Raw genomic sequence first — 23,938 nt, forward strand, 5'->3', positions numbered from 1 at the left:
AATTAATGAAAACACCTAAACATATTTTACCTGTAATTGTGTTAGCACAATTTCTTTGCACCTCTTTGTGGTTTGCAACAAACGGAATTATTGACCAATTAGTAAATGCCTTTAATTTGCCAGAAACCGCTTTAGGCAATTTGGTTATTGCTATACAAATGGGTTTTATACTAGGTACTTTGTGTTATGCATTTTTTAATATTGCTGACCGTTTTTCGCCCTCACGTGTATTTTTTATTAGCGCTGTTTTGGCGGCATTTGCCAATTTTAGTGTTTGCTGGGGAGGCAATTTGTTGTGGAGTATTTTAACCTTACGTTTTTTAACGGGTTTTTTTCTTGCAGGAATCTACCCTGTGGGGATGAAAATCGCAGCAGATTATTTTGAAAAAGGTTTAGGTAAATCTTTGGGTTTTTTAGTTGGTGCACTTGTTGTAGGCACAGCACTTCCACATTTATTAAACGGAGTTTCATCATCAATATCTTGGCAGCTTATTTTGCAAATAACTTCGGTTCTATCGATACTAGGAGGCCTATTAATTCTTCTTTTTGTACCAAACGGTCCTTATAGAAAACCTGCCCAAAAACTGGAACTATATGCAATAAAAAACATATTTGCAGCGAAGAAGTTTAGACGAGTCGCTTTTGGTTATTTTGGTCATATGTGGGAGCTTTATACCTTTTGGGCTTTATTACCGCTTATAGTAGAAACCTTTAACGAGTTATCTGGAAATAACTTAAATATTTCAATTTATACATTTAGCATAATTGGTGTTGGAGGGGTAGCTTGTATGTTTTCAGGATATATTTCTACTAAAATTGGCCCACGCAAAACTGCTAAAACTGCTTTACTAATATCTGCATTATGCTGTTTATTATCGCCTTTAATTTTAAGTTTTAATGCTCTTATACCTGCCCTAGTTTTTTTACACATTTGGGGAGCGGCAGTAGTAGCAGATTCACCCATGCTCTCTACTTTAGTAGCTAATAATGCCTACCCACAATTAAAAGGCACCGCCTTGACCATTGTTAATTGCTTGGGCTACCTAGTAACTATTATTAGCCTACAAATTGTGCTTGTGAATATAAATTATCCCTATTACTATTTGTTACTACTAGCAATTGGACCAATTTTAGGTTTTATTGCTCTTTATAAAACAAAGTACGATTGAAATTACACTCGTTAAAAAACATTAAATACAGTAAGTAGCTTTATATTTAACCATGCCTGAATACGACTATATAATTATTGGCGCAGGAGCTTCGGGTCTTTTATTAGCTGCGGCTATAGGTGAAGACAATTTTTTTAGTGAAAAAAATATTCTCTTGATTGAAAAAAGTCAAAAAAACACAAACGATAGAACATGGTGTTTTTGGGAAGATTCATCTGTGAATAATCACCCTTACGTTTCAAAAATTTGGGATAAAATTAAATTTAAAACTAATGATTTTGAATTAACTGAAACCATAACACCTTTTGGCTATAAAAAGGTTGAAGCTATTGATTTTTACACCTATCAAATAAATAAATTAAAGCAATACTCAAATATTAAAGTAATTGGGGATGAAGTTTTAGATGTGATTCACTCCCCTGAAAATGAGCAGGTAAAGTGCAAAACTAGTTCTTATACCACTAAGTATGTTTTTGATAGCAGGTTTAATTATGAGGAACTATTTGAACAATCTAAATATCCTGTTTTACAACAACATTTTATAGGTTGGTTTATAAAGACCAAAGAGCCCTACTTTGATGAAAACATAGCAACCTTTATGGATTTTTCCATTTCGCAAAATGGTAATACCCGATTTATGTACGTGTTACCTACTTCTAAAAATGAAGCCTTAGTAGAATACACCTTATTTTCTGATAAGCTATTAGAAAAAGAAGCTTATGAAAATACCATAAAAACCTATCTTAAAGAACATTTGAAGGTAAAAAATTATACTGTTGAAGCTATAGAGCAAGGCAATATACCTATGACTTGTTATAAATTTTGGAAATATAATACCGAACATTATATAAAAATAGGTATAGCTGGAGGATGGGCAAAATCAAGCACCGGATATACCTTTTATAAAAGCTATAAGAAAGTAAATCAGCTCAAAGAATTTTTAAAAACCAATCAGTCTCTTTTAAACTTTGAGAAAAAAACCAAGTATTGGTACTATGATTTATTGTTACTAGATGTGTTGTCTAAAAAAAACAAAATTGGTAGTACGGTATTTGGCGCCATTTTTAAAAATTGCCCACCACAAATGATTTTGAGATTTTTAGATGAAGACAGCTCGCTTTGGGAAGATTTTCAAATTATTTGGGCATGCCCTAAAATTCCATTTATGAAAGCGCTATTGAAAAGATTATTTTTATAACCTTCGGTATATATTAAACCGTTCTTTTCATAAGTTGCTCCCCAAACAGTTGAAAAACTTTTAATTTATTGGCATTCACTTCAATTTTATGTAAGCTTTCAAAGGCTAAATCTGTATATTTTTTAACCTCAGCTAAAATGGCATTTTTGGCACCACTTTCTTCAAAAATAGACTTTACCAATGCTACTTTAGAAGAAGAGTCTTCAGGTTGAATACTAAATAAATTTAACAGTGAATTTTTAGCTTCAGAGGAACCCATTTCTAATGCTTTTAAATACAAGAAGGTTTTTTTATTTTCAATAATATCGCCACCAACTTGTTTACCAAAAGATTCTGGGTCACCAAATGCATCTAAATAATCATCTTGCAACTGAAAAGCAATTCCTAAATTTTTACCAAACTCATAAATGCGCTGTTGATTTTCTTCAGAAGCTCCACCAACTATGGCTCCCATCTGCAGTGCTGCTGCAACCAAGACCGAAGTTTTGTTCGCAATCATTACTAAATATTCAGGTATGGTAACATCTGTACGTTGTTCAAAGTCAACATCAAATTGTTGCCCTTCACAAACCTCAACTGCTGTTTTACTAAAAAGATGAAGTAAATTTTTTAATTGATCTGAGTTATAGCCTTCTAAATATTGGTATGCATTAATCAACATTACATCACCAGAGAGTATTCCGGTATTAATATCCCATTTTTCATGCACTGTTTTCTTTCCTCTTCGTAATGGTGCATCATCCATAATATCATCATGCACCAAAGAAAAATTATGAAAAACCTCAACGGCCATAGCTGCTGGCAATGCTTTTTCAAAATCTGGAGCAAATAAATGGCAGCCCATTAAAGTAAGAATTGGTCGCATGCGCTTACCTCCTAGCCCCATAATGTAAGAGACCGGACTATAAAGATTCATAGGTTCTTTAGAAATGTTCTGTTCTTGTAGATAATCTAGAAAAGCTTTACGGTAAGCTTCAATGCTTTGCATACTTCAATTTTTATCAAAAATACGGGCATTTTCTTTAACAAAAACAGCTCTTTATCGTCTAACTATTGAAAAAAAAATGCAATAACATATAAAAGCATCGTCTTTACTATTGAAAGCAGATTATAGCTAACAACCAATGACCAAAAAAAATACCAATCAAAATCTGTTATCTGAATTTATCAGAGAGGAATATCAGAGCCTAAAAGGTTATGTAAGGTCGCGGTTGGGTGATTCTGTGGATAGAAATGCGGACGATTTAATACAAGATGTGGCATTGCGAGTGCTTTCTCGGCCAGAAGATGCCATACCAATAAACAATATAGGAGGGTTTGTTTACTACAGCTTAAAGAATAGAATTATTGATGTATTACGAACTAAAAAATATGTTAGTTCTAATGAGCTCTTGGAAAACGAATTATTAAGCTATCAAGAAGATGAAGATATAGCTTATATCAACATGTATTCTGAAAAAATGATTCAAAAATTACGCCCAGTAATACTGAGTTTAAAACCGCAATACAGTGATATTATTATTGCTATAGATTTTGAAGGATACAGTTATAAAGAGCTATCAGAAAAAACAGGGATACCTATGGGAACATTGATGTCTAGAAGACATAGAGCCCTAGCACAACTAAATAAAAAATTAAAAAGATTTAAATAAAATAGTATGAGAAGTATAGATTTAGAAAAGAAACTTGAAAAAAATGCCGAACACTGGGCAAAAAAAATATTTAAAGGTATTGCCATATTTATATTTTTTGTGGTCCTGTTTTTACTAGCAGTTTATGTACTAATGCGTTTATGGAATTGGTTAATGCCTGAACTGTTTGGTTTAGTAACTGTTGACTACTGGCAAGCCTTAGGAATACTTGTATTAGCCAAACTAATCTTTGGATTTGGAGGCGGTAGCGATTCTAAAAAACACAAAAACCACTCTAAACACAAAAAACACTTTACCCAAGACCTTAAATGTGGTTCTTGGAGAAGAGACTTTTCTGAATGGGAATTGTATGACGATTTCTGGGAAGAAGAAGGAGAAAAGGCATTTAAAGACTATATCAATCGAAAAAACAACAATCATGAAAACAAACAAGAAGACAACTAGTAAAAGGGAGTATAAAACTTACACACCGTTTTTTGGCTTTTTTACCCTCCGTACAAAAAACATTGAAAATGAAGATAGCAACAATTCAAAAAACATCAAATCCTTAAAAACATTATAAAAAAGTATTCGCAATGTTAAAGAATTGTAAAACCTTGGAAACTTTTTTTGTTTTCTAAGTTTCCAAGTTACATTTGCCCGCGAATATGAAAGAGAAAATATTAAATAGGGCTACCGATTTGTTCTTGAACCTAGGTTTTAAAAGTGTAACCATGGATGATATTGCGCAGGAGATGGGTATATCTAAAAAAACCATTTACTCACACTTTCCTAACAAAACTAAACTAATAGAACAATGTACTGCTCAAGTGCAATGTGATATTTCTGAAGGTATAGACGAGATAGTATCTCATCAAAAAAACCCAATTGAGGAGCTTTATGAAATCAAACGTTTTGTGATGATGCATCTAAAAAACGAAAAAAAATCACCTGGGTATCAATTGCAAAAATATTACCCAGAAATCTATAAGACTTTAAATGCCAAACAATTTGAAGTAATGCACCGTTGTATAGTTGACAATATTGAACGGGGTTTAGCCATGGGCATTTATAGAGACAATTTAAACATTCAATTTGTTTCTAGAATATATTTTTCAGGTGTAAGCACTATAAAAGACGACAGTCTTTTTCCAACCTCACTATTTAGTAAAGTAGAAGTATTTGACTATTATCTAGAATACCACCTAAGGGGAATTGTTACCCCAAAAGGAAGACAAATTTTGAACACAATCATCAATTCAAACCAAGAATAAATGCGAACATTACTAAAAATAACCTTAATACAACTATTATGGGCAGTGCCAATAATGGCACAAGAAGCACCCTATGAGTTTTCCTTAGACCAAGCGGTAGCTTTTGCCTTAGAGAACAATTATGACGCTATAAATGCCAATAGAGATTTAACCGATGCGCAAAAACAGAAATGGGAAACTATTGCCGCGGGATTACCACAAATTAATGGAACTGTATCTTATCAGAACCAATTAAAACAACCTGTAAGTCAAATTCCTGCAGAATTTTTTGGCGGTGAACCAGGAACTTTCCAAGAAGTAGTGTTTGGTCAATCGCAATCAGTAAACGCATCCGCTACGTTAACGCAGATGATTTTCGATGGGTCTTATATTGTTGGCATTCAAGCTAGCGAAGCGTTTTTACGCTATACAGATAACTCAAAAGAAAAGAACGATTTGCAAGTAAAAGCCTCTGTTATAGAAGCCTATGGTAATGTATTACTTGCCCAAGAAAGTGTTTCCATTTTAGAAAAGAATAAAGAAACTCTTGAAAAAAATCTTTACGAAACAAAAAAACTATATGAAAATGGTTTAGGTGAAGAAGAAAATGTAGACCAACTACAGATTACTTTGTCTTCTATCGAAAATCAGTTAAAAAACGCTATTCGTTTAGAAAACATTACAAAACAAATGTTGAATTTAATGATGGGGCTGCCAATAGACCATCCTACAGAATTAACTGAAAATTTAGATGAATTAACCCAAGAACAAATAGATTTTAATCTTATTGAAAATTCATTTATACTGGATGATAATACAGATTATAAGATTGCATTAAACCTAAATGAACAACGTGAACTAGAATTAAAATTGGCAAAAAGTAAGGCTTTACCAACACTAAATGCTTTTGTGAATTATGGTAGCCAATCTTTTAGTAACGAATTCAACTTTTTTGGAGACGTAGATTGGTTTGATTATTCAGTTCTAGGGGTTGATTTAAACATTCCCATATTTAGTTCTCTTAAAAGAAGTGCCTCAACACAACGAGCTAAAATTGCATTAGACAAAGCTAAAACACAATTAACCCAAGCAGAATCACAGATTAAATTACAGCATGCTACAGCCAAAAGTGATTACATATTGGCGATAGAAGAATACCAAACTTCTAAAGACAATTTAGATTTAGCAGAACGTATAGAAAACAAAAATCAGATTAAATATTCTGAAGGTTTGGCTACAAGTTTTGAGCTAAGACAAGCGCAAACACAATTGTATTCAACACAACAAGAGTACTTACAATCTATGGTTGATGTCATCAACAAAAAAACAGCATTAGAAAACATAATCAATCAAGAGTCAAAAAATTAAAAAGCAATGAAAAAATTAATTCAACTATCAATCATAGGAATTTTATTAGCCTCTTGCGGAGGTGGAGGTAATAATTCTATTGAAACCGTTATAGCTTCTAATGATTTAGAAGAGTTAAGAGCAAAGAGAGATGCTGTTAGCGAGAATATAAAGTCATTAGAGGACCAAGTAAAACTATTAGATTCTGCAATTTTAGAACTTGATGATAATGCTAAGTTACCTCTAGTAACTACCATGGAAATTACCCCTAAAGAGTTTCAACACTATTTAGAATTACAAGGAGATGTTATGACGCGTCAAAATGTATTGGTATATCCAGAAATGGCCGGAACATTGAATAGGGTGTATGTGAAGGAAGGCCAGCGTGTAGCAAAAGGCCAATTATTAGCTTCAATTGATGATGGTGGACTATCTAATCAATTAGCGCAAATGAAAACGCAATTAGAATTAGCAGAAACAACCTTTGAACGCCAAAAGCGTTTATGGGACCAAAATATTGGCTCAGAAATTCAATACTTACAGGCTAAAACACAGTTTGAAGCTCAAGAAAATGCTGTAAAGCAAATGGAAAGTCAATTAGGAAAATCATCTATTAGAGCACCATTCTCTGGTATTATTGATGATGTTATAAAAGACCAAGGTACTGTGGTAAGTCCTGGACCGGGTTCAGAAGTATTTAGAATAGTAAACCTTTCAGACATGTATGTAGAGGTTGAAGTACCAGAAGCACATTTGCCTAACGTTACTCCAGGCAAAGCCGTGGAAGTTTTTTTCCCAGTCTTGGGAGAAAGCGTTTCTACACAAGTAAGACAAACCGGGAATTTTATAAATCCAAGTAATAGAGCTTTCACCGTAGAAATACCGGTTTCTAATAAAAATGGCACTATCAAACCTAATCTTACTGCACAAGTTAAAATCAATGACTATACCAGTAAGGAAGCTATTTTGATTCCACAAAGTGTTGTATCAGAAAACGCTGAAGGCGAACAGTATGTGTATTTGGTTGTCGAAGAAAATGGTGAGCAAATTGCAAAAAAGGCCATAGTTGAATTAGGTAAAACCCAAGGAGATTTCGTAGAGGTTTTAGATGGTTTATTGGCAAAAACAAATTTAATTGTCGAAGGTGCTCGTAGAGTTCGAGAAGGCCAATCAGTAAAAATTTTAGATTCAACCGCAACAGCAAATAAATAATCGATGGAAAAAGCTAAAAAGAACGCCAATAAAGAATTTGGTTTATCTACATGGGCCATAAATAATCCGTCAGTTATTTATGTGATGATTGGGTTATTCCTAATCATTGGATTGTCTTCTTATTTTGGCATGCCGAGAGAAGATTTTCCGGAGGTAGAGGAAACTAAAATTTATGTGAGTACCATATATCCTGGAAATACCGCAGAGGATATGGAACGGTTAATTACAGACCCATTAGAAGATGTACTAAAAAACATTAGTAATGTAGTAGAAATCACCTCTACTTCTCAAGAAGACTACGCTATGGTGGTAGTTGAATTTGATGAAGATATTACGGTTGAAAGTGCAAAACAAAAGGTAAAAGACGAGGTTGATAGTGAGAAGGCAGGTGAAGATTGGCCTGTTTTTAATGGCGCAAAAGTAGAACCTAATGTGTTTGACCTTAACTTATCAGAGTCTTTCCCTATTATGAATGTAAACCTAACCGGAGATTATCCGGTTGAAAAACTAAAAGAGTTTGCAGAATATTTAGAGGATGAAATAGAAGATTTACCTCAAATTAAAGAGGTTGATATAAGGGGAGCCCAAGAGAAAGAAGTTGAAGTTGCCGTAGACATTTATAAAATGATGGCGTCTAAGGTAAATTTTGACGATGTTATCCAAGCTATTGCTAATGGAAACATGACCATGTCTGCCGGTAACCTCATAACCAGTGGCCAACGTAGAACCATTAGAATTATTGGCGAAGTTGACCAACCCAAAGAACTTGAAAACTTTGTAGTTAAATCTGAAAATGGAGCCATTTATCTTAAAGATATTGCTCAAATTTCTTTTAAAGAAGAAGACAAAACCACATTTGCCAGAGACTTTGGTGACCCTGTTGTAATGCTAGACATTAAAAAACGTTCAGGAAAAAATACCATTGAAGCTTCTGATTTAATTCGAGAAATTGTAGCAGAAGCTAAAGCTAATTATTACCCAAAAGATTTATCAGTTTCTATAGCAAACGATTCTTCTAGCCGAACTTTAAATCAGGTAGAAGACCTTGTAAATAATATCATATTCGGAATTATTCTGGTGGTCACTGTTTTAATGTTCTTCTTAGGGTTTAGAAATGCATTATTCGTTGGTTTTGCTATTCCTATGTCGATGTTCATGTCTTTTATGATTCTTTCTGCTTTAGGTTATACCTTAAATACTATGATTCTATTTGGCTTGATAATGGGTCTTGGAATGTTGGTAGATAACGGCGTGGTAGTTGTAGAAAATGTGTATCGTTTAATGGAGAAAGAGGGCCTATCGCGTAAAGAAGCTGCTAAGAAAGGTATCGGAGAAATAGCCATTCCTATTATTGTTTCAACTTTAACAACGGTAGCTGCATTTGTGCCTTTAGGAACATGGCCTGGTATTATGGGAGAATTTATGATTTTCTTTCCAATTACCTTATCTGTAGTACTTGGTTCCTCTTTATTCGTAGCCATTTTTATGAACTCTATGCTGGTATCTCAGTTCATGGAAGTGGGTGAAAAAGTATTAACTAGAAAACAATTAATACGCTTATCCATTATACTAGGAGGATTTGGTTTATTAATTCTTTTAGTTGGTGGTCCTGTAAGAGGATTAGGAACTTTAATGATTGTAACCGCAGCTCTATTTTGGATTTATAAATATGTTTTAAAACAAAGCGCCATCAATTTTCAGCAAAAAACACTCGTAAAACTTGAAAACTTTTACGAAGGTCAGCTAAAAAATGCGCTTCGTGGTAAAAATGTGTATTGGTATGCGGGTAGTATTTTTGTTTTATTAATTATTTCATTTATGTTGTTTGGTTGGTCTTTAGGCACACAACGAACCAAAGTGGAATTTTTTCCAGACAATACCCCTAATGAAATATATGTGTATATCGAATATCCACAAGGAACAGATATAGATAAAACCAATGCCATTACAAAAGCCATTGAATCTCGAGTTTACGGAGTTGTCAATAATGATAAATATACCAATGGTGATTATAATTATTTGGTAGAATCTAGTGTTTCTCAGGTAGGCCAAGGTGCACAAAACCCATTTACTGAAGGTGGTAGTGCAGCTGATATGCCCCATCGTGGTAAAATAACCCTATCTATGCGTGAGTTTAAGTATAGAAACGGATTAGACACCGAAGACTTACGATTAACTATCCAAGATGAACTTAACGGAATATATCCTGGTGTAACCATATCTGTAGAAAAAGATGCAGTTGGTCCCCCAGCAGGGTACCCTATAAATATAGAAATTGAAGGTCAGAATTATGACACATTAATCAATACTGCAGAGCGCATGCGAGATTTTATCAACACCAAAAATATTGCTGGTATTGAAGAATTAAAGATTGATGTAAACAAGGGTAAACCAGGAATGCAGGTATTAGTAGACCGAGAAAAAGCTGGTGAACTTGGAGTCTCTGTTGGGCAGGTTGGTCAACAATTACGACGGTCTTTATTTGGAGATAAAGCCGGAGTTTACAAAAAAGACGGTGAAGATTATGATATAAACGTTCGTTTTAATGAAGACTTACGTTACAATACCAGTGCCTTATTTAATCAAAACATGATTTTTAGGGATCCCGCTTCTGGTCAAATTAAAGAGATTCCTGTTTCCGCTGTTGCTGAAGCTAAAAATACTTCATCATTCAGTGCTATTAAACATGTAGACTCTAAACGTGTAGTGACCGTATATTCAGCTCTTAAACCTGGTTTTACAGATGCTGGTGCAATTGTAGCTGAGATTGAAAAAGAGATGGAAGAATTTAAAGGCCTTCCTGAGGGTGTTAAATTCAATTATACTGGCCAAATAGAAGAGCAGAACAAACAAATGCAATTCTTAATGGGTGCCTTCTTTGGAGGATTAGGCCTTATTATGCTGATTTTAATATTCCAGTTTGGAGGTATATCTAAGCCAACCATTATCATGATTGCCATCTTCTTAAGTTTTATAGGTGTTTTTGGGGGGCTAATTATTACAGGATGGTCATTCGTAATTATGATGACGATGATGGGTATTATTTCACTAGCCGGTATTGTGGTAAATAATGGGGTAGTACTATTAGATTACACGCAAATACTTCTAGACCGTAAAAAGGTGGCTATTGGCGTATCTGACGATGAATTGTTAACCATAGAAGAAGCTTCTGAAGCAATCGTAAAAGGTGGTAAAGCACGTTTAAGACCCGTACTATTAACAGCAATTACAACTGTATTAGGTTTAATACCATTAGCAATTGGTCTAAACATCAACTTTATGACTTTATTTAGTGAATTTGACCCGCAAATTTATATTGGTGGTGACAATGTTATTTTCTGGGGTCCTTTAGCGTGGACAGTTATCTTTGGCTTAATAGTAGCCACATTCTTAACGCTAATAATTGTACCAGTGTTATTTAATATTGTGTACCGAATTAAGTTAAGAATTAAAGGAAGTTACGTAAAGCACCAAACTAGTGAAGAAGAAATAGCGCAAGCTGCCTAACCAATCGGTTGGCTACAAAAGTAAAAACCCCGGCTAATAGCCGGGGTTTTTCTTTAAACACTAAACCCTAATTAGTGTATTGAAACAATCTCAGATTGATTCCAATTTTTTACGTTAGTTATCTGATTATTTGCAAAATCAACTTCACGTAATATTTGGTCATCCCAGAAAAACCATTTGCCATCTTTTGCACCTTTATTGTACTTACCAGAGGCAACCTTTTTTCCGTTAACATCATACATAAACCATTGGCCATGTAATTCTCCTTGAAGCATATAACCTGTTTGGGCTATTTCTCCATTGTCATGATAATATGTTGCTTTAATTAATTTACCTACTTTTTCAAGTTTGGGATCGGTATTATTTTGAGAATACGAATAACCCGCTAGCAACAGAACCACCATTAATAATACTTTCTTCATAATTCTTGGGTTTTATTATTGTATCTATCTGTTTACAAAGATACAATAAATTTACATTTGATAAACTTTTACGTAACATTAAATTTACATTATAAATTTTAATAGTTGAATATCAATACTTTAAAACACTTAATTTGTAAATTTATTGTTAATCTAATGTTACGAATAATTTGTTTACACCCTCAAAACAATTACACAAGTTGCTCTTATTTATGTATAAAAAGCAAAAAACCCGCTCATAACAGAGCGGGTTGTATACGTAGTAGCTTGATTTAATAACTACTCATTCTCTGATAACGGAACAGGAAGTGTATCAAAAATTTGGTCTCCTGCTCGATCTATTGGTAAAGTACTTGATAAACCATAACGTCTTAAATCATACATTCTATGATTTTCACACCAAAGAGAATATCTACGTTGTTGAAGCATTTCAGTTGTAAGTTCCGCTGTACTTAATGCTCCTGAATAATTTGGTAATGACGCTGCATTACGAACCACATTTAGCGCAGTTTCTGCATCGTCTAAATTATTAGCAAGAATACTTGCTTCAGCATATAACAAAATTAGCTCTTCATTGCGCATTATATCAATTGGTGAAGTATTGGTAACGTATAAATTTGTTTCATTGGTACCATTTAAATCATCTTGAGCTTGTGGATTTGGTCTTGGATTGGTTTTCGAAGTTACCCTAGTATCACCAGCTTCCGCATCATTAATCCAACTATCATGAACAATAATTTGGTCGCCATTTTCACCATCAACTTTAAACAAGCCGTTAGATTGGTCACCACCACCCAAGCCAAAAATATGTTTAGGTCCTATAGTTAGGTCTCCTGCTAAATCTAAATAAGAATTACCTAAATAAGATAAAGCTGTAGTACCATCACCATCATATACCGCAGCCATACCTGCTACAGCTCTATTAAACTGAGCAAAAGTTGAAGGCGAATCAAAGCCGGCAAAACCAGAACTTAGGTTAAACGCAAAAGAAGACCCAGCGCCAGACAAATTACCGTTAGCCTCTTCTAATAAGGTTCTAACATAAGTTAAAACAGTAGCAGCATCTTCAATTGGACCTAAATTATCAAAATCACTTACGTTTATTCTTGCTCTATCATAAGACTTCACCATTTGAATTAACTCATAAGCAATTATGGTTTTGGCAAAACCTAAATAACCGTTACGCTCTTCGTCATTAACTGCATCTGTATTTGTAGCACCTTCAATCAACAAATTCGCATTTTTGATACAACGGTAGCTTCCACTCCATTGCCCCGTGCTATAGAAAGAGTTGTTATCTAATCCAATTCCGTTTTTACCCAACAAATCACCTGTATTTCTTGGATCAGCATCAAATAGATACAGTTCTCTCGCCATGGTGCCACTAGCTGTGGTCTCAATAGCTAGACCGTTACGCAATGTAGATTCTATACCTACTACAAGCTCATTTAATTGCCCTTTAGATGCTTCTGATTGCACACCATCAACACTTGGTCCGTTAGGATCCACAACCTCATCAAAAGAACAAGAGGCAGCAAAACCAAGTAACAAGAGCAAACAAGATTTTAAAATTGTTCTCATTATATTTTTCATTTGAATTTTTTAGAAATTAACATTTAAGTGAACGTAGAACTGTCTTGAACTTGGAAAAGGCGTTACCTCTATACCGGTAGACAGACCTGCACCACCATTTACAGAAACTTCTGGGTCATAACTGGTATAATCAGTTATCGTAAAAATATTTCTACCAGAAGCTCCGAGTTTAACACTATCTACAATTTCACCAAAAATAGAATCAATCACGTCTCTAGGAAATCTGTAATACACGGCAGCTTCTCTTAAGCGTAAATACCCTGCAGGCTCAACAAAACGTATAGCATTAGTTGGTGTAGCTAACCTAGCTTGACCTGCCTCGGTCTCTAAATCAACACTAGTTTGACCTAAATCATTCAAAAACTCAGATAGGTTTAAGTTGTCACCACCAGCTTTAAGTTGAAATAAGAATGAAACGTCAACATTCTTGAATAAGGTCAAGTTGTTATTAAACGCCATTTGAAAATCTGGCTCTGTATTGCCTACTTGTGTAAGCGTACCATCAATATTACCTACTAATTGAGTAACTGGTTGACCTTCTTCAATAAAAATAGTACCTAAACCTGTACCAAAACCTGCTCCGGGTTGAGCAAAAGCTGGAACATCTAAACGGGTAATTTCAGACCTATTTAAATAAAATTGAAATCCAGATGTCCAATTAAAGTCCTCACCTTCAACAACATTTGCATTAACGGCTAATTCCACACCTTGATTTTTCAAGTCTGCCAAGTTGGTGGTTTCTTGTGTAAAACCAGATGAAGCTGGCAATTGTCTGGTTAAAATAAGGTCTTTAACCTGCTTATTGTAGTATGTAGCTTCTAAAGAGAATCTACTATCTAAAAAGCCAATATCAAAACCAACTTCAATTTCACTGGCTGTTTCTGGTTCAACGTTTGCATCCCCTTTAACACCTACTGCTGATTGCCCAATTACACCACCAATATTACTTGCACCTAAACTTGTAAAGGTAGAACCAAAACTAGCAGGGTTACCGGTTTCACCATAAGCAGCTCTAAATTTTAACTGATTTATAGCCTCTATACCCCAAGAATCAAAATTGGCCACATTTACCGCAAGAGATGCTTTTGGAAAACCATAAAATTTATTGGGGTCGCCATTACGAGTAGATTTATCTATACGATAGCCTAAAGTTCCAATAAACTGGTTTTTATAGTTTGCTTCAACCTGACCAAAGTATCCTAATTCTTTTTCCTCGCTTCTGAATTGATCAGTTACCTGATTTGCAGATTGGTCTACACTAGTTTGACCTGCTGCTAAACCCGTACCTCTGGCATTGATTAAGTTAGCATCTTGATATAAATACGCCACACCTACTTGAGTTGTTAACCCAAGGTCGCCTTCCATAGCATCATGATTCCAAACTAAAGTAGATAAGGTATTAAACTGAGTAAAGTTATTTTTACCTTGAGCCACAAAACCAGCATCACTTCTACCTTGCTGGGCTTGATGCGTTTCTGGAACGTAAACAAATGTTTCGTTCGCTAAATAATCAACACCAACACTATTGGAAAAACGTAAACGATTAATATCTGTAGTCAACAGCTTTGTGTTTAAGGTTAAACCCTGTATTATACGATTGTTAGCATCTGAGTTTTCAGTATTATCGCGAACAAAAATTGGGTTACCAGAAAAGTTAGGGTTGTTTGGATAATTACCATTAGCATCAGGAAAAAGATTATTCCAAGGTCTCGTAAAAGCTAATACATAACCATAACTTAAACCACCTTCGTTTTCGTTACCTGTAAAACTTCTGCTAGAATTACTTCTAACAAAATTGGTTGTAGATGTAAAATCAAAAATATCTGAAATTCTGTGGTCGATGTTCGCTCGTAAAGAGAATCTATCAAATCCGGTATTTCTTACAATACCTTCTTCATCTCTATAAGAACCACCCAAATAAAATTTTGTTTTCTCACCACCACCAGTAGCACTTAAGCTAGTTTCAGTAATTAAACCCGTTTCTCCATAAATGGCATCTTCATAGTCATATAAAGCACCTTGAGAAGCAATAACAGCATTGAATTTATCAGCTTCATCTTGCCCAAAAGTATCTAGCACAGACTGCTCTGTCCAAGGTCTAATTCCTAACGGATTAGCAATTTCATTAAAACCAACATCTTGTCTAAAATTAATTCTGGTTTTACCGCCTTTACCTCTTTTAGTTGTAATGATAACTACACCAGCATTACCACGCTGACCATAAATAGCTGCAGCAGAGGAGCCCTTTAATATTTCAATATTTTCAATATCATTTGGATCTAAATCTGCTAAACGGTTACCAGCGTTTTCTTCATTTCCTTGGTTAGCACCAGAAGCAAAGCGTAAGCCAGAAGGTATTTCAACATTATTTACGTAAACACCATCCACAATAATTAAAGGCTGGTTATTACCATTAATAGAAGAAACACCACGCAATCTAAGTGCAAAACCCCCACCAGGAGCACCTGAGGATGAGGTAATGTTTACACCTGGTACTTTACCATATAAAGCACCATCTACCGTTGTTTGACCTGTAGTTCCTACCAGTTCTTCAGAAGAAACTGTAGCTACGGCATTGGCCAGGTTACTTCTTTTTATAGAAGTTCCTAAACCTGTTACTACTACTTCTTCTAAACCAGTAGCTGATTCATCTAGAATTACATCTAGCGTTGTTGCACTACTTACTTCTCTTTCGATAGTAGTGTAACCTAATGATGAGAATTGGAGCGTTGCCGGGAAAGAGTTAACCTGAATACTGTAGTTTCCATCAAAATCTGATGAACTACCATTTGTGGTTCCTTTTTCAATAATTGTAACCCCCGGCAAAGGTAGGTTGTAGTTGTCTGTTATTGTTCCTGACACGGTTCCTTGCGAAAAAGCCAAGAATGGCAATACTGCAAACAACAATAACAACCCCCTCTTAAGTAAGGTAAGTTTCATTTTCATATGTTTAATTTGTTAGTAAATTATATGTAGGAAAGTAGGAAAGTTTAGAAGACCTTTGGTTTTTTTTAATAAAAATTTAAGGTTTCGCAAACGTTTTCGTGAATTAATATGGAATTCGAAAAAATTTAAATAAGATACTTTAACTGTTTACATTTGCAGCTAAAATTTTTAGGCATGTACAGAAGCCATAGTTGCGGAGAGTTAAGAGCAGAAAATACAGGTACTAACGTTACCCTTAGCGGATGGGTATCTAAATTACGAGATAAAGGATTTGTAGTATGGGTAGACCTTCGTGATCGCTACGGTATTACGCAACTTGTTTTTGATGAAGAACGTAGTGCCGCCGACTTACTAGAAAAAGCGCGAAGCCTTGGCAGAGAAACTGTTATTCAAGTAAAGGGTGAGGTAATTGAGCGTGCCTCTAAAAATCCAAATATACCCACAGGAGAGATTGAAGTATTGGTGAAAGAACTAAACGTGCTTAACCAAGCTTTACTTCCTCCATTCACTATTGAAGATGAGACTGACGGTGGTGAAGAACTACGTATGCAGTATCGATATCTAGATATTAGAAGAAATCCGGTTAAAAACAATTTAATCTTTAGACATAAAGTAACAATTGCTGTTCGTAATTATTTATCTGAGCAAGGATTTATTGAGGTGGAAACCCCATATCTAATTAAATCTACACCAGAAGGCGCTAGAGATTTTTTAGTACCTAGCCGAATGAATGAAGGCCAGTTCTATGCCTTACCCCAATCACCTCAAACTTTTAAGCAATTGCTAATGGTTGGTGGCATGGATAAATATTTTCAAATAGTTAAGTGCTTTAGAGACGAAGATTTACGTGCAGATCGTCAGCCAGAATTCACTCAAATTGACTGCGAAATGGCGTTTGTTGAACAAGAAGATATTTTAAGCACTTTTGAAGGTCTAACTAAGCACTTACTAAAAACTATAAGAGGTGTAGATATTGAGAAATTTCCTCGCATGACTTATGATGAGGCTATGAAGCGTTATGGTAACGACAAGCCTGACATAAGATTTGGAATGGAGTTTGGCGAGTTAAATTCTATTACACAACATAAAGAATTTAATGTTTTTAATACTGCTGAGTTGGTAGTTGGTATTGCTGTGCCAGGCGGAAACTCATACACTAGAAAAGAAATAGATAAGCTTATTGATTGGGTAAAAAGACCTCAAATAGGAGCTAAAGGTATGGTTTACTGCCGTTGTAATGAAGACGGAAGTTTTAAATCATCCGTAGATAAGTTTTACAATCAAGAAGATTTAGCTAAATGGGCCGCAGTAACTAATGCAAAACCAGGCGACTTAATCTTGGTATTATCAGGGGAAACCAACAAAACTAGAACACAATTGAGTGCCTTACGTATGCATTTAGCGCAGGAACTTGGTTTACGTAAACCAGATGAATTTGCTCCGCTTTGGGTGGTTGATTTTCCATTATTAGAATTGGATGAAGAAACAGGTACTTATCATGCTATGCATCATCCCTTTACTTCTCCAAAGCCAGGCCAACTAGATTTATTAGATAGTAGACCAGGTGAAGTTAAAGCTAATGCCTACGATTTGGTTCTAAACGGTAATGAAATCGGCGGTGGTTCTATACGTATACACGATAAAGAAACACAAGCTGTTATGTTTAAACATCTAGGTTTTTCGCCAGAAGAAGCAAAAGCGCAGTTTGGGTTTTTAATGGATGCGTTTCAATATGGAGCTCCACCACACGGAGGAATTGCTTTTGGCTTAGATAGACTGGTAGCTATTTTAGGCGGGCAAGAAACCATCAGAGATTTTATTGCTTTTCCAAAAAATAATAGTGGTAGAGACGTAATGATAGATGCACCAGCCACTATTGACAATGAACAATTAAAAGAACTTCACCTAAAACTGGATTTATAATTAACGCCCGCCTCTGGCGGGTTTTTTTATACATTTATACTAGACCCAACAGGTGCAATGCCCAATAAAAAAAAGTCTTTACTCACAAAGTTTTTAAAATGGAGGTACAAAAACCTCTCTAACAAAACTTTTGTACAAATTTTAAGTGTAGTTATTGGGTTTCTAGCAGGTTTGGCAGCTGTAACGCTAAAAAATCTTACCTATTTTATTGAGGCTTTTTTAGAAGAAGGTATTATTTTCTCTGAGAATCAATTGTACTTTATCCTACCTATAATTGGGTTAACATTAGTGTTTCTTTACGTAAAATACGTGCATAAAGAAAAATTAGAGCATGCCGTTTCAAGCATCTTATTTTCGCTTTCAAAAAAACGAGGTGTTTTAAGTACCAAACAAATTTATACCCCTTTAATAACAGCTCCATTAACAGTAGGTTTTGGTGGGTCAACAGGTTTATTAGGCCCCGCAGTTGCTTCGGGTTCTGCTTTAAGCTCTTGGCTAAGTAGGTGGCTACATGTAGATGCCAAAACACGTTCGCTATTAGTTGCTTGTGCATCCGCTGGTGCTATTTCCTCTATATTTCAATCGCCCATAGCAGCTATTATTTTTGCAGTAGAAGTTTTTAGTTTGGATTTAACTATGCTTTCCGTACTGCCCTTACTTTTGGCCTCAATATCTGGAGTGTTAACCTCATATTTTTTTTTAGGAAACGAATCGCTTTTCAGTTTTTCATTAACCCAAGGATTCGATTTAAATGATACTTTGTTTTATTTACTACTTGGAGTGAGTACTGGTTTTGCCTCTATCTATTTTACGCGAATGTATTTTGGAATATTTAAACTTTTTAAACCTCTTAAAAGTCCAAAATATCGCTTGTTAGTTGGCGGTTTAGCTATTGGTATAATGCTCTATTTTATTCCCCCGCTTTATGGAGAAGGTTTTGGTTTTATCAACAATTTATTAGATGGTAATCATTTAACGGCCTTAGGTACAACCCCATTTGATGATTACACCCATAACATTTGGGTAGTAATTGCCTTGTTATTTGGTATAACCATTTTTAAAGCTATTGCAATGACAACCACCTTTGCCGCAGGCGGTGGCGGTGGAATTTTTATTCCGACTATGGTAATGGGTAGTGCTTTAGGTAATGTTGTAGCAAAGGCTATTAATAATTTAGGTTTTGGATTTCAGGTATCTGAAGCTAATTTTACGCTTATAGGTATGGCTGGGCTTATTGCTGGGGTAATTCATGCGCCTTTAACAGCAATATTCTTGATTGCTGAAATCACCGGTGGATATCAGCTATTTGTACCTTTAATGATAACTGCATCCATTTCTTATTTAATTACGAGAAATACTTTGGATTATACCATTTACACTAGGGAGCTAGCAAGACAGGGTGCATTGCTAACCCACAACAAAGACCAAGCAGTATTAACTTTGATGCAATTAGACGATGTTATCGAAACTAATTTTAAATCGGTTAGACCTAATATGACTTTAGGCGAAATGCTTAAAGAGGCAGTGACAAAATCTACGCGTAATATTTTTCCAGTTGTAAATGTGGACCAAAAACTTATGGGCATACTACTTTTAGATGATATTAGGGAAATAATGTTCAATGCTGATTTGTATGAGGTAACGTATGTAGAAACCTTAATGCATGCCCCGCCAGAAAAGATTTTTTATGAAAAAGATGATATGAAACAAATAATGCAGAAATTTCAAGAAAGTGGTGCTTGGAATTTACCCGTTATTAAAAATGAAAAATACTATGGTTTTGTATCTAAATCAAAATTATTGACAGCTTACCGCAGAGAACTTCTAAATTATACCCGATGAAAAAGAAATATAACTATCTAACTTTAGGTATTTTACTAGCTTCTTTGGGCGCCATTATTTATGGATTTCAACTAAAACCAGACAATGAAGCTTTAGCTCATAAATTTATTGGATTTGGTACGCTCAGCCTCTTTTTTGTGGCTATGCCACTATTTCTTATTAAAGAAAGCAAAGGTAAAAACATGAAAGATTACATGTTAACCAAAGAAAATATTGATAAAATGAAAAATAAGGAAGGCAAAAAGACAAATAATTCGCAATAATCATATTATTTCTTTGTTAAAACGCTTTGTCAAGCAACTATTCTATTATTTTCGTTATTCATACTAATTTTTTTTTAAAATGACCGGCACGGTAAAATTTTTTAACGATTCAAAAGGTTATGGTTTCATAACTAATGACGAAACAGGCAAAGACATTTTTGTTCATGCAACTTCATTGAACGGATTAGAACTTTCTCAAGGTGACAAAGTAGAATATCAAGAAGAAGAAGGCAGAAAAGGTATAGTAGCTGTTCAAGTACAGTTACTTTAATAAATATATTTTATTTTGAATGATTTTAATGACCCTGACCTCAAAGTCAGGGTTTTTTAGTTTACTGAAACCTCCTTAAATAAACGCAAATTTTACTTCAGTAAAACTTAAAACCAATACTGCCACTATGAGCACAGTAGGTAGTTAGAAAAAGGGCTCTAGCACACTCGACCTAACATTCATTTGTGCAGTTCAAGATACCAATAGAATTTAATTACTAGAATTCAGCACTTATCTAGTTTAGATTCCTTTTTTGAATAAAAAAACGTTTGAGTAAGTCAGCAGCTTCTTTTTCTAAAATGCCGCTCACTACTTCGGTTTTAGGATGTAAAGATGTACCCATGACGTTATACCCTCTTTCTAAGTCTGCCGCCGCATAGACAATTTTTGAAATCTGGCTCCAATATAAAGCTCCAGCACACATTTGGCAAGGTTCTAGGGTAACGTATAAAGTACAACCATGTAAATATTTACCTCCGATAAAATTAGAAGCTGCGGTTATGGCTTGCATTTCGGCATGTGCGGTAACATCATTCAATTGTTCAGTTAAATTATGCGCTTTACCTATAATTCTGTCTTTTGCCACAACGACTGCCCCAACGGGAACTTCTCCTCTTTCAAAAGCTATTTCAGCCTCTTGTAAGGCTTTTTTCATAAAGTAATTATCGTCAAACGGATTTTTCATCAACAGCACTGATTTTTTCCAAAGATAAGGGCATAAAAAAACCCGACAATACTGTCGGGCTTTAGATTTCTTACAGCTTATTCAACAGGCTTAAATATTGCTTGATAAGTTACGGCTTCACCTTCAAAACTTACAGTTTCAGAAAGCACCAATTCTCCATCAATGATTTCAGCGTCTACTTCATAAAAATAAAGCTCACCAGATTCAAAAGTTTCATTATTCGCACTATCATTTAAATCTTCATATGCAAAATCAACAATGGTTAATCCTGAAGCATTATAAGACCACTTACCAATATATCTGTCTTTATAAGCAATCTCTGTTGTAAGATAAGCAGCTTCACAATCAGCTGCGGTTTTATCCACATCCAAATCATAGCTTAAAAAGTCGTATTCTTCATAGTAGTCACCACCCGGTTGAAGACTTAAAAACCAATCATCTTTTTCTATCATTTCTTCTAGAACAGTAATACTGCCGCCTGCGTTACAGGCAACTGTGGTTTCACCAGCATCGTTGCTTAGAACAATCCCGTTTTCTAGTTCTCTATCAAATAGCCAATTTCCAGTAATGTTGGTATCCCCGCCCCATTCGTCAACAGTTACACATCTGGTAACTATCTGACTGATATTATTAGCATTATCATACAAGCAAATGTCATAACAAAAATTACCTGTAGGCATGTTTTGTGTAAAAGCCACCTCAATAAATTGGTTATCAACCATCTTGGCAGTTTGGCTTGTAGTAGCATGTTTACCTCTTAAGCCTAAACGTTTTGCTGATTTTTCAGCTGCGAAGTTTACATCAAAATACGATTCGGCCGCATTACCATTAGCGTCTTTAAACAAAATATAAGCACCGGTTGGTGTATCATCTGAACTCACTGTAATTAAAAAACCGGTTCCTAGATAGGCCGACTGGTCTTCTGTTGCTATCTGAAAATCTAAACTACCGTTTGGTTGTGGTGGAAGACCTTGTACGGCAGTACCATCAACTATGGTGATTTCTGAGCTTATTTGTTCCAACGCAATAGACGTTGTATCGTCTGTGGTGTCATCATCTGAGTTATCATCGTCACCTGTGGTGTCGTCGTCATTATCTTCACCAGTAGTATCATCATCTTGCATACTAACTTGGTCATCTGTAGTATCGTCTACTTCGCTTTCATTATCACAGGCAATAAAAGTCAAAAAAACTACACAAAGTAGAATTCTGCTCACTCTTAATTTAATCATGATTATTGTATTTAAGTATAGGGTTTGCTAAAATTTCTTTCGTTTAATAGGTATTTTAAAACCTATGTAACCATTAATTGCGGAGGAGGTATCAGACAATAAAGTAGACCATAATGTACTAGAACCAACAAATAAAGGTCCTAATCTAAAACCGCTACCTACAAATAGATTACCAGGTGTTGTATGTGTAATTGGCAGGTAAAAACCAAATAGTCTACTTTCATATCTAGGGGTAAGGGTGATTCTGTTTAAATTGGCACTATTAAAGCGTAAATCTGCATTTACTAGGCGTTGTTGCATATCTAAATTGATATATAGGCTTTGGGTAACTTTATAATCAGCGGTAAAACGTAGTGATGCAGGTAGTTTTACTTTATAATCTCCTCTAGTTATTTGTTCTTCAAAGTTAATTTGAATGGCCTCTTCAAAGTCTTCTTCAATTTGGTCAGCATCTACCACAGCATTTAAGGTATACGAGTAACTTTCTTTGTCTTTATAGGTTATGGAACCTACATCTAATAGGGCCACACCCAAACGAAGCTTATAATCGCTATGCACATTAGTTCGTAAACCTGCATTTTTGTCCTTAAGTTCAAATGAAGCTCCTAAATCCAAACCAAAACCACCAGTGAGGTCGTTTAAAAACTCATCAGCAGATTGCTCCTCTTCATAGGTTATTAAATAAGATAAATCTCCATTTAAATCTACCGTATTGTTATTAAAAGAATAACTACCTGCCAAATTATTAGAACTGGTTTCTGCTACACCTGCACCTAATAAATATTTAAGAGTTACCCCGGCTTTTAGCAGTTGTCTATCTGTATCTATTAAAGTTCTACCATATACAAAACCAACTTCTCCCCAAATGTGCGTAATGGCATTAAGGTTTTGTTGTTCAAAAGCAAAATTTTCATCTGGGAAACTATTGATAACCGCTTCTAAAAGATTACCGTTAATATTTCTGTAAGTATTTAATGCTCGTACTCTGGTTACTATTCCGACACCCTGTTTATTGGCAATGCTAAGCATAAATGAAGGCCCTAAAACATCAAAATCTGCAAAGGCTTCATTACTGTTAGAAGGAAAACGAACAATGTTATCTAACTCTTCTCCTTCGATAATTTCATTAATGTTAGAAAAACTAAAATAAGTGTAATCATTGGTAATTAATGAACCCGCTGAAACTAAATTAATATCGAGCTTCATTCTAGAATCTGCACTATTTGCTGGGTTGACTGTTAGACTATGTAGACCAGAGTAATTGTCTGATATATATCCCAAATACGATTGTGAAAAAGCAATGCAACTGCAAAAAAGAAAACTTATAACTAGAATGAATTTCATTGGTTGGTTTTTCTTAAGGATAAAGGTGAGCTTTTTATTAACGCTAAGAAATACCAACAAATGAGTATTTTTTGATGTTTTGTATTAGCTTATTATTAAG

At 34.8% G+C, this 23,938-nt stretch carries 19 protein-coding genes; 12 read left to right on the forward strand and 7 right to left on the reverse strand.

Features of this window, described 5'->3' with window-relative positions:
* The first annotated feature begins 5 nt into the window (after positions 1 to 5).
* Positions 6 to 1,169: an MFS transporter gene (locus H5V42_RS07225; RefSeq protein ID WP_185782471.1), complete on the forward strand. Its 1,164-nt coding sequence runs from the start codon at positions 6 to 8 to the stop codon at positions 1,167 to 1,169.
* 52 nt (positions 1,170 to 1,221) lie between these two features.
* On the forward strand, positions 1,222 to 2,367 hold the full coding sequence (locus H5V42_RS07230) for a lycopene cyclase family protein (RefSeq protein WP_185782472.1): 1,146 nt from the start codon (positions 1,222 to 1,224) through the stop codon (positions 2,365 to 2,367).
* Between the two features lie 13 nt (positions 2,368 to 2,380).
* Here the strand turns inward: H5V42_RS07230 and H5V42_RS07235 are convergent, their stop codons facing one another.
* Positions 2,381 to 3,355 carry a polyprenyl synthetase family protein gene (locus H5V42_RS07235; RefSeq protein WP_185782473.1) on the reverse strand — a complete coding sequence of 325 codons (975 nt, stop codon included), beginning with the start codon at positions 3,353 to 3,355 and terminating at the stop codon, positions 2,381 to 2,383.
* A 136-nt stretch (positions 3,356 to 3,491) separates the two neighbouring features.
* On the opposite strand from H5V42_RS07235, the gene H5V42_RS07240 reads away from it, so the two are divergent.
* From H5V42_RS07240 to H5V42_RS07265, 6 genes are all read left to right on the forward strand, one after another.
* Positions 3,492 to 4,019 carry an RNA polymerase sigma factor gene (locus tag H5V42_RS07240; protein WP_185782474.1) on the forward strand — a complete coding sequence of 176 codons (528 nt, stop codon included), beginning with the start codon at positions 3,492 to 3,494 and terminating at the stop codon, positions 4,017 to 4,019.
* Between the two features lie 6 nt (positions 4,020 to 4,025).
* Positions 4,026 to 4,463 carry a hypothetical protein gene (locus tag H5V42_RS07245; RefSeq protein ID WP_185782475.1) on the forward strand — a complete coding sequence of 146 codons (438 nt, stop codon included), beginning with the start codon at positions 4,026 to 4,028 and terminating at the stop codon, positions 4,461 to 4,463.
* Between the two features lie 203 nt (positions 4,464 to 4,666).
* Positions 4,667 to 5,272: a TetR/AcrR family transcriptional regulator gene (locus tag H5V42_RS07250; protein WP_185782476.1), complete on the forward strand. Its 606-nt coding sequence runs from the start codon at positions 4,667 to 4,669 to the stop codon at positions 5,270 to 5,272.
* Positions 5,273 to 6,619 (forward strand): TolC family protein, encoded by a 1,347-nt coding sequence (locus tag H5V42_RS07255; protein WP_229665616.1) that lies wholly within the window; start codon positions 5,273 to 5,275, stop codon positions 6,617 to 6,619.
* A gap of 6 nt (positions 6,620 to 6,625) precedes the next feature.
* Positions 6,626 to 7,810: an efflux RND transporter periplasmic adaptor subunit gene (locus tag H5V42_RS07260; protein WP_185782477.1), complete on the forward strand. Its 1,185-nt coding sequence runs from the start codon at positions 6,626 to 6,628 to the stop codon at positions 7,808 to 7,810.
* Between the two features lie 3 nt (positions 7,811 to 7,813).
* Positions 7,814 to 11,317 (forward strand): efflux RND transporter permease subunit, encoded by a 3,504-nt coding sequence (locus H5V42_RS07265; RefSeq protein ID WP_185782478.1) that lies wholly within the window; start codon positions 7,814 to 7,816, stop codon positions 11,315 to 11,317.
* 71 nt (positions 11,318 to 11,388) lie between these two features.
* Here H5V42_RS07265 and H5V42_RS07270 read toward each other — a convergent pair whose 3' ends face one another.
* The 3 genes from H5V42_RS07270 to H5V42_RS07280 all read right to left on the reverse strand — a co-directional run bounded on the left by H5V42_RS07270 (position 11,389) and on the right by H5V42_RS07280 (position 16,272).
* Positions 11,389 to 11,739, reverse strand: a complete 351-nt coding sequence (locus H5V42_RS07270) for a nicotinic acid mononucleotide adenyltransferase (protein WP_185782479.1) — start codon at positions 11,737 to 11,739, stop codon at positions 11,389 to 11,391.
* Between the two features lie 279 nt (positions 11,740 to 12,018).
* Entirely contained in the window at positions 12,019 to 13,332 is a 1,314-nt protein-coding gene (locus H5V42_RS07275; protein ID WP_185782480.1) for a RagB/SusD family nutrient uptake outer membrane protein, read from the reverse strand.
* A gap of 9 nt (positions 13,333 to 13,341) precedes the next feature.
* Positions 13,342 to 16,272, reverse strand: a complete 2,931-nt coding sequence (locus H5V42_RS07280; protein ID WP_185782706.1) for a SusC/RagA family TonB-linked outer membrane protein — start codon at positions 16,270 to 16,272, stop codon at positions 13,342 to 13,344.
* A 180-nt stretch (positions 16,273 to 16,452) separates the two neighbouring features.
* Here H5V42_RS07280 and aspS point away from each other — a divergent pair, with 180 nt between their 5' ends.
* The 4 genes from aspS (at position 16,453) to H5V42_RS07300 (ending at position 20,577) form a co-directional block, all read left to right on the forward strand.
* Positions 16,453 to 18,201: an aspartate--tRNA ligase gene (gene aspS, locus H5V42_RS07285; RefSeq protein WP_185782481.1), complete on the forward strand. Its 1,749-nt coding sequence runs from the start codon at positions 16,453 to 16,455 to the stop codon at positions 18,199 to 18,201.
* 57 nt (positions 18,202 to 18,258) lie between these two features.
* Entirely contained in the window at positions 18,259 to 20,043 is a 1,785-nt protein-coding gene (locus H5V42_RS07290) for a chloride channel protein (protein WP_185782482.1), read from the forward strand.
* Positions 20,040 to 20,306, forward strand: coding sequence for a hypothetical protein (locus H5V42_RS07295; protein WP_185782483.1), 267 nt, complete (start codon positions 20,040 to 20,042; stop codon positions 20,304 to 20,306). The genes H5V42_RS07290 and H5V42_RS07295 overlap by 4 nt, the downstream gene beginning before the upstream one ends.
* Before the next feature lie 79 nt (positions 20,307 to 20,385).
* On the forward strand, positions 20,386 to 20,577 hold the full coding sequence (locus H5V42_RS07300; protein ID WP_185782484.1) for a cold-shock protein: 192 nt from the start codon (positions 20,386 to 20,388) through the stop codon (positions 20,575 to 20,577).
* Between the two features lie 235 nt (positions 20,578 to 20,812).
* On the opposite strand, the gene H5V42_RS07305 is transcribed toward H5V42_RS07300, so the two are convergent.
* From H5V42_RS07305 to H5V42_RS07315, 3 genes are all read right to left on the reverse strand, one after another.
* Positions 20,813 to 21,262 (reverse strand): nucleoside deaminase, encoded by a 450-nt coding sequence (locus H5V42_RS07305; RefSeq protein ID WP_185782485.1) that lies wholly within the window; start codon positions 21,260 to 21,262, stop codon positions 20,813 to 20,815.
* A gap of 77 nt (positions 21,263 to 21,339) precedes the next feature.
* Positions 21,340 to 22,494: a hypothetical protein gene (locus tag H5V42_RS07310; protein WP_185782486.1), complete on the reverse strand. Its 1,155-nt coding sequence runs from the start codon at positions 22,492 to 22,494 to the stop codon at positions 21,340 to 21,342.
* Between the two features lie 27 nt (positions 22,495 to 22,521).
* Positions 22,522 to 23,838 carry a DUF5723 family protein gene (locus H5V42_RS07315; RefSeq protein WP_185782487.1) on the reverse strand — a complete coding sequence of 439 codons (1,317 nt, stop codon included), beginning with the start codon at positions 23,836 to 23,838 and terminating at the stop codon, positions 22,522 to 22,524.
* Between the last annotated feature and the right edge of the window lie 100 nt (positions 23,839 to 23,938).

It is taken from the genome of Croceivirga lutea (assembly GCF_014235875.1).
Taxonomy (GTDB): domain Bacteria; phylum Bacteroidota; class Bacteroidia; order Flavobacteriales; family Flavobacteriaceae; genus Croceivirga; species Croceivirga lutea.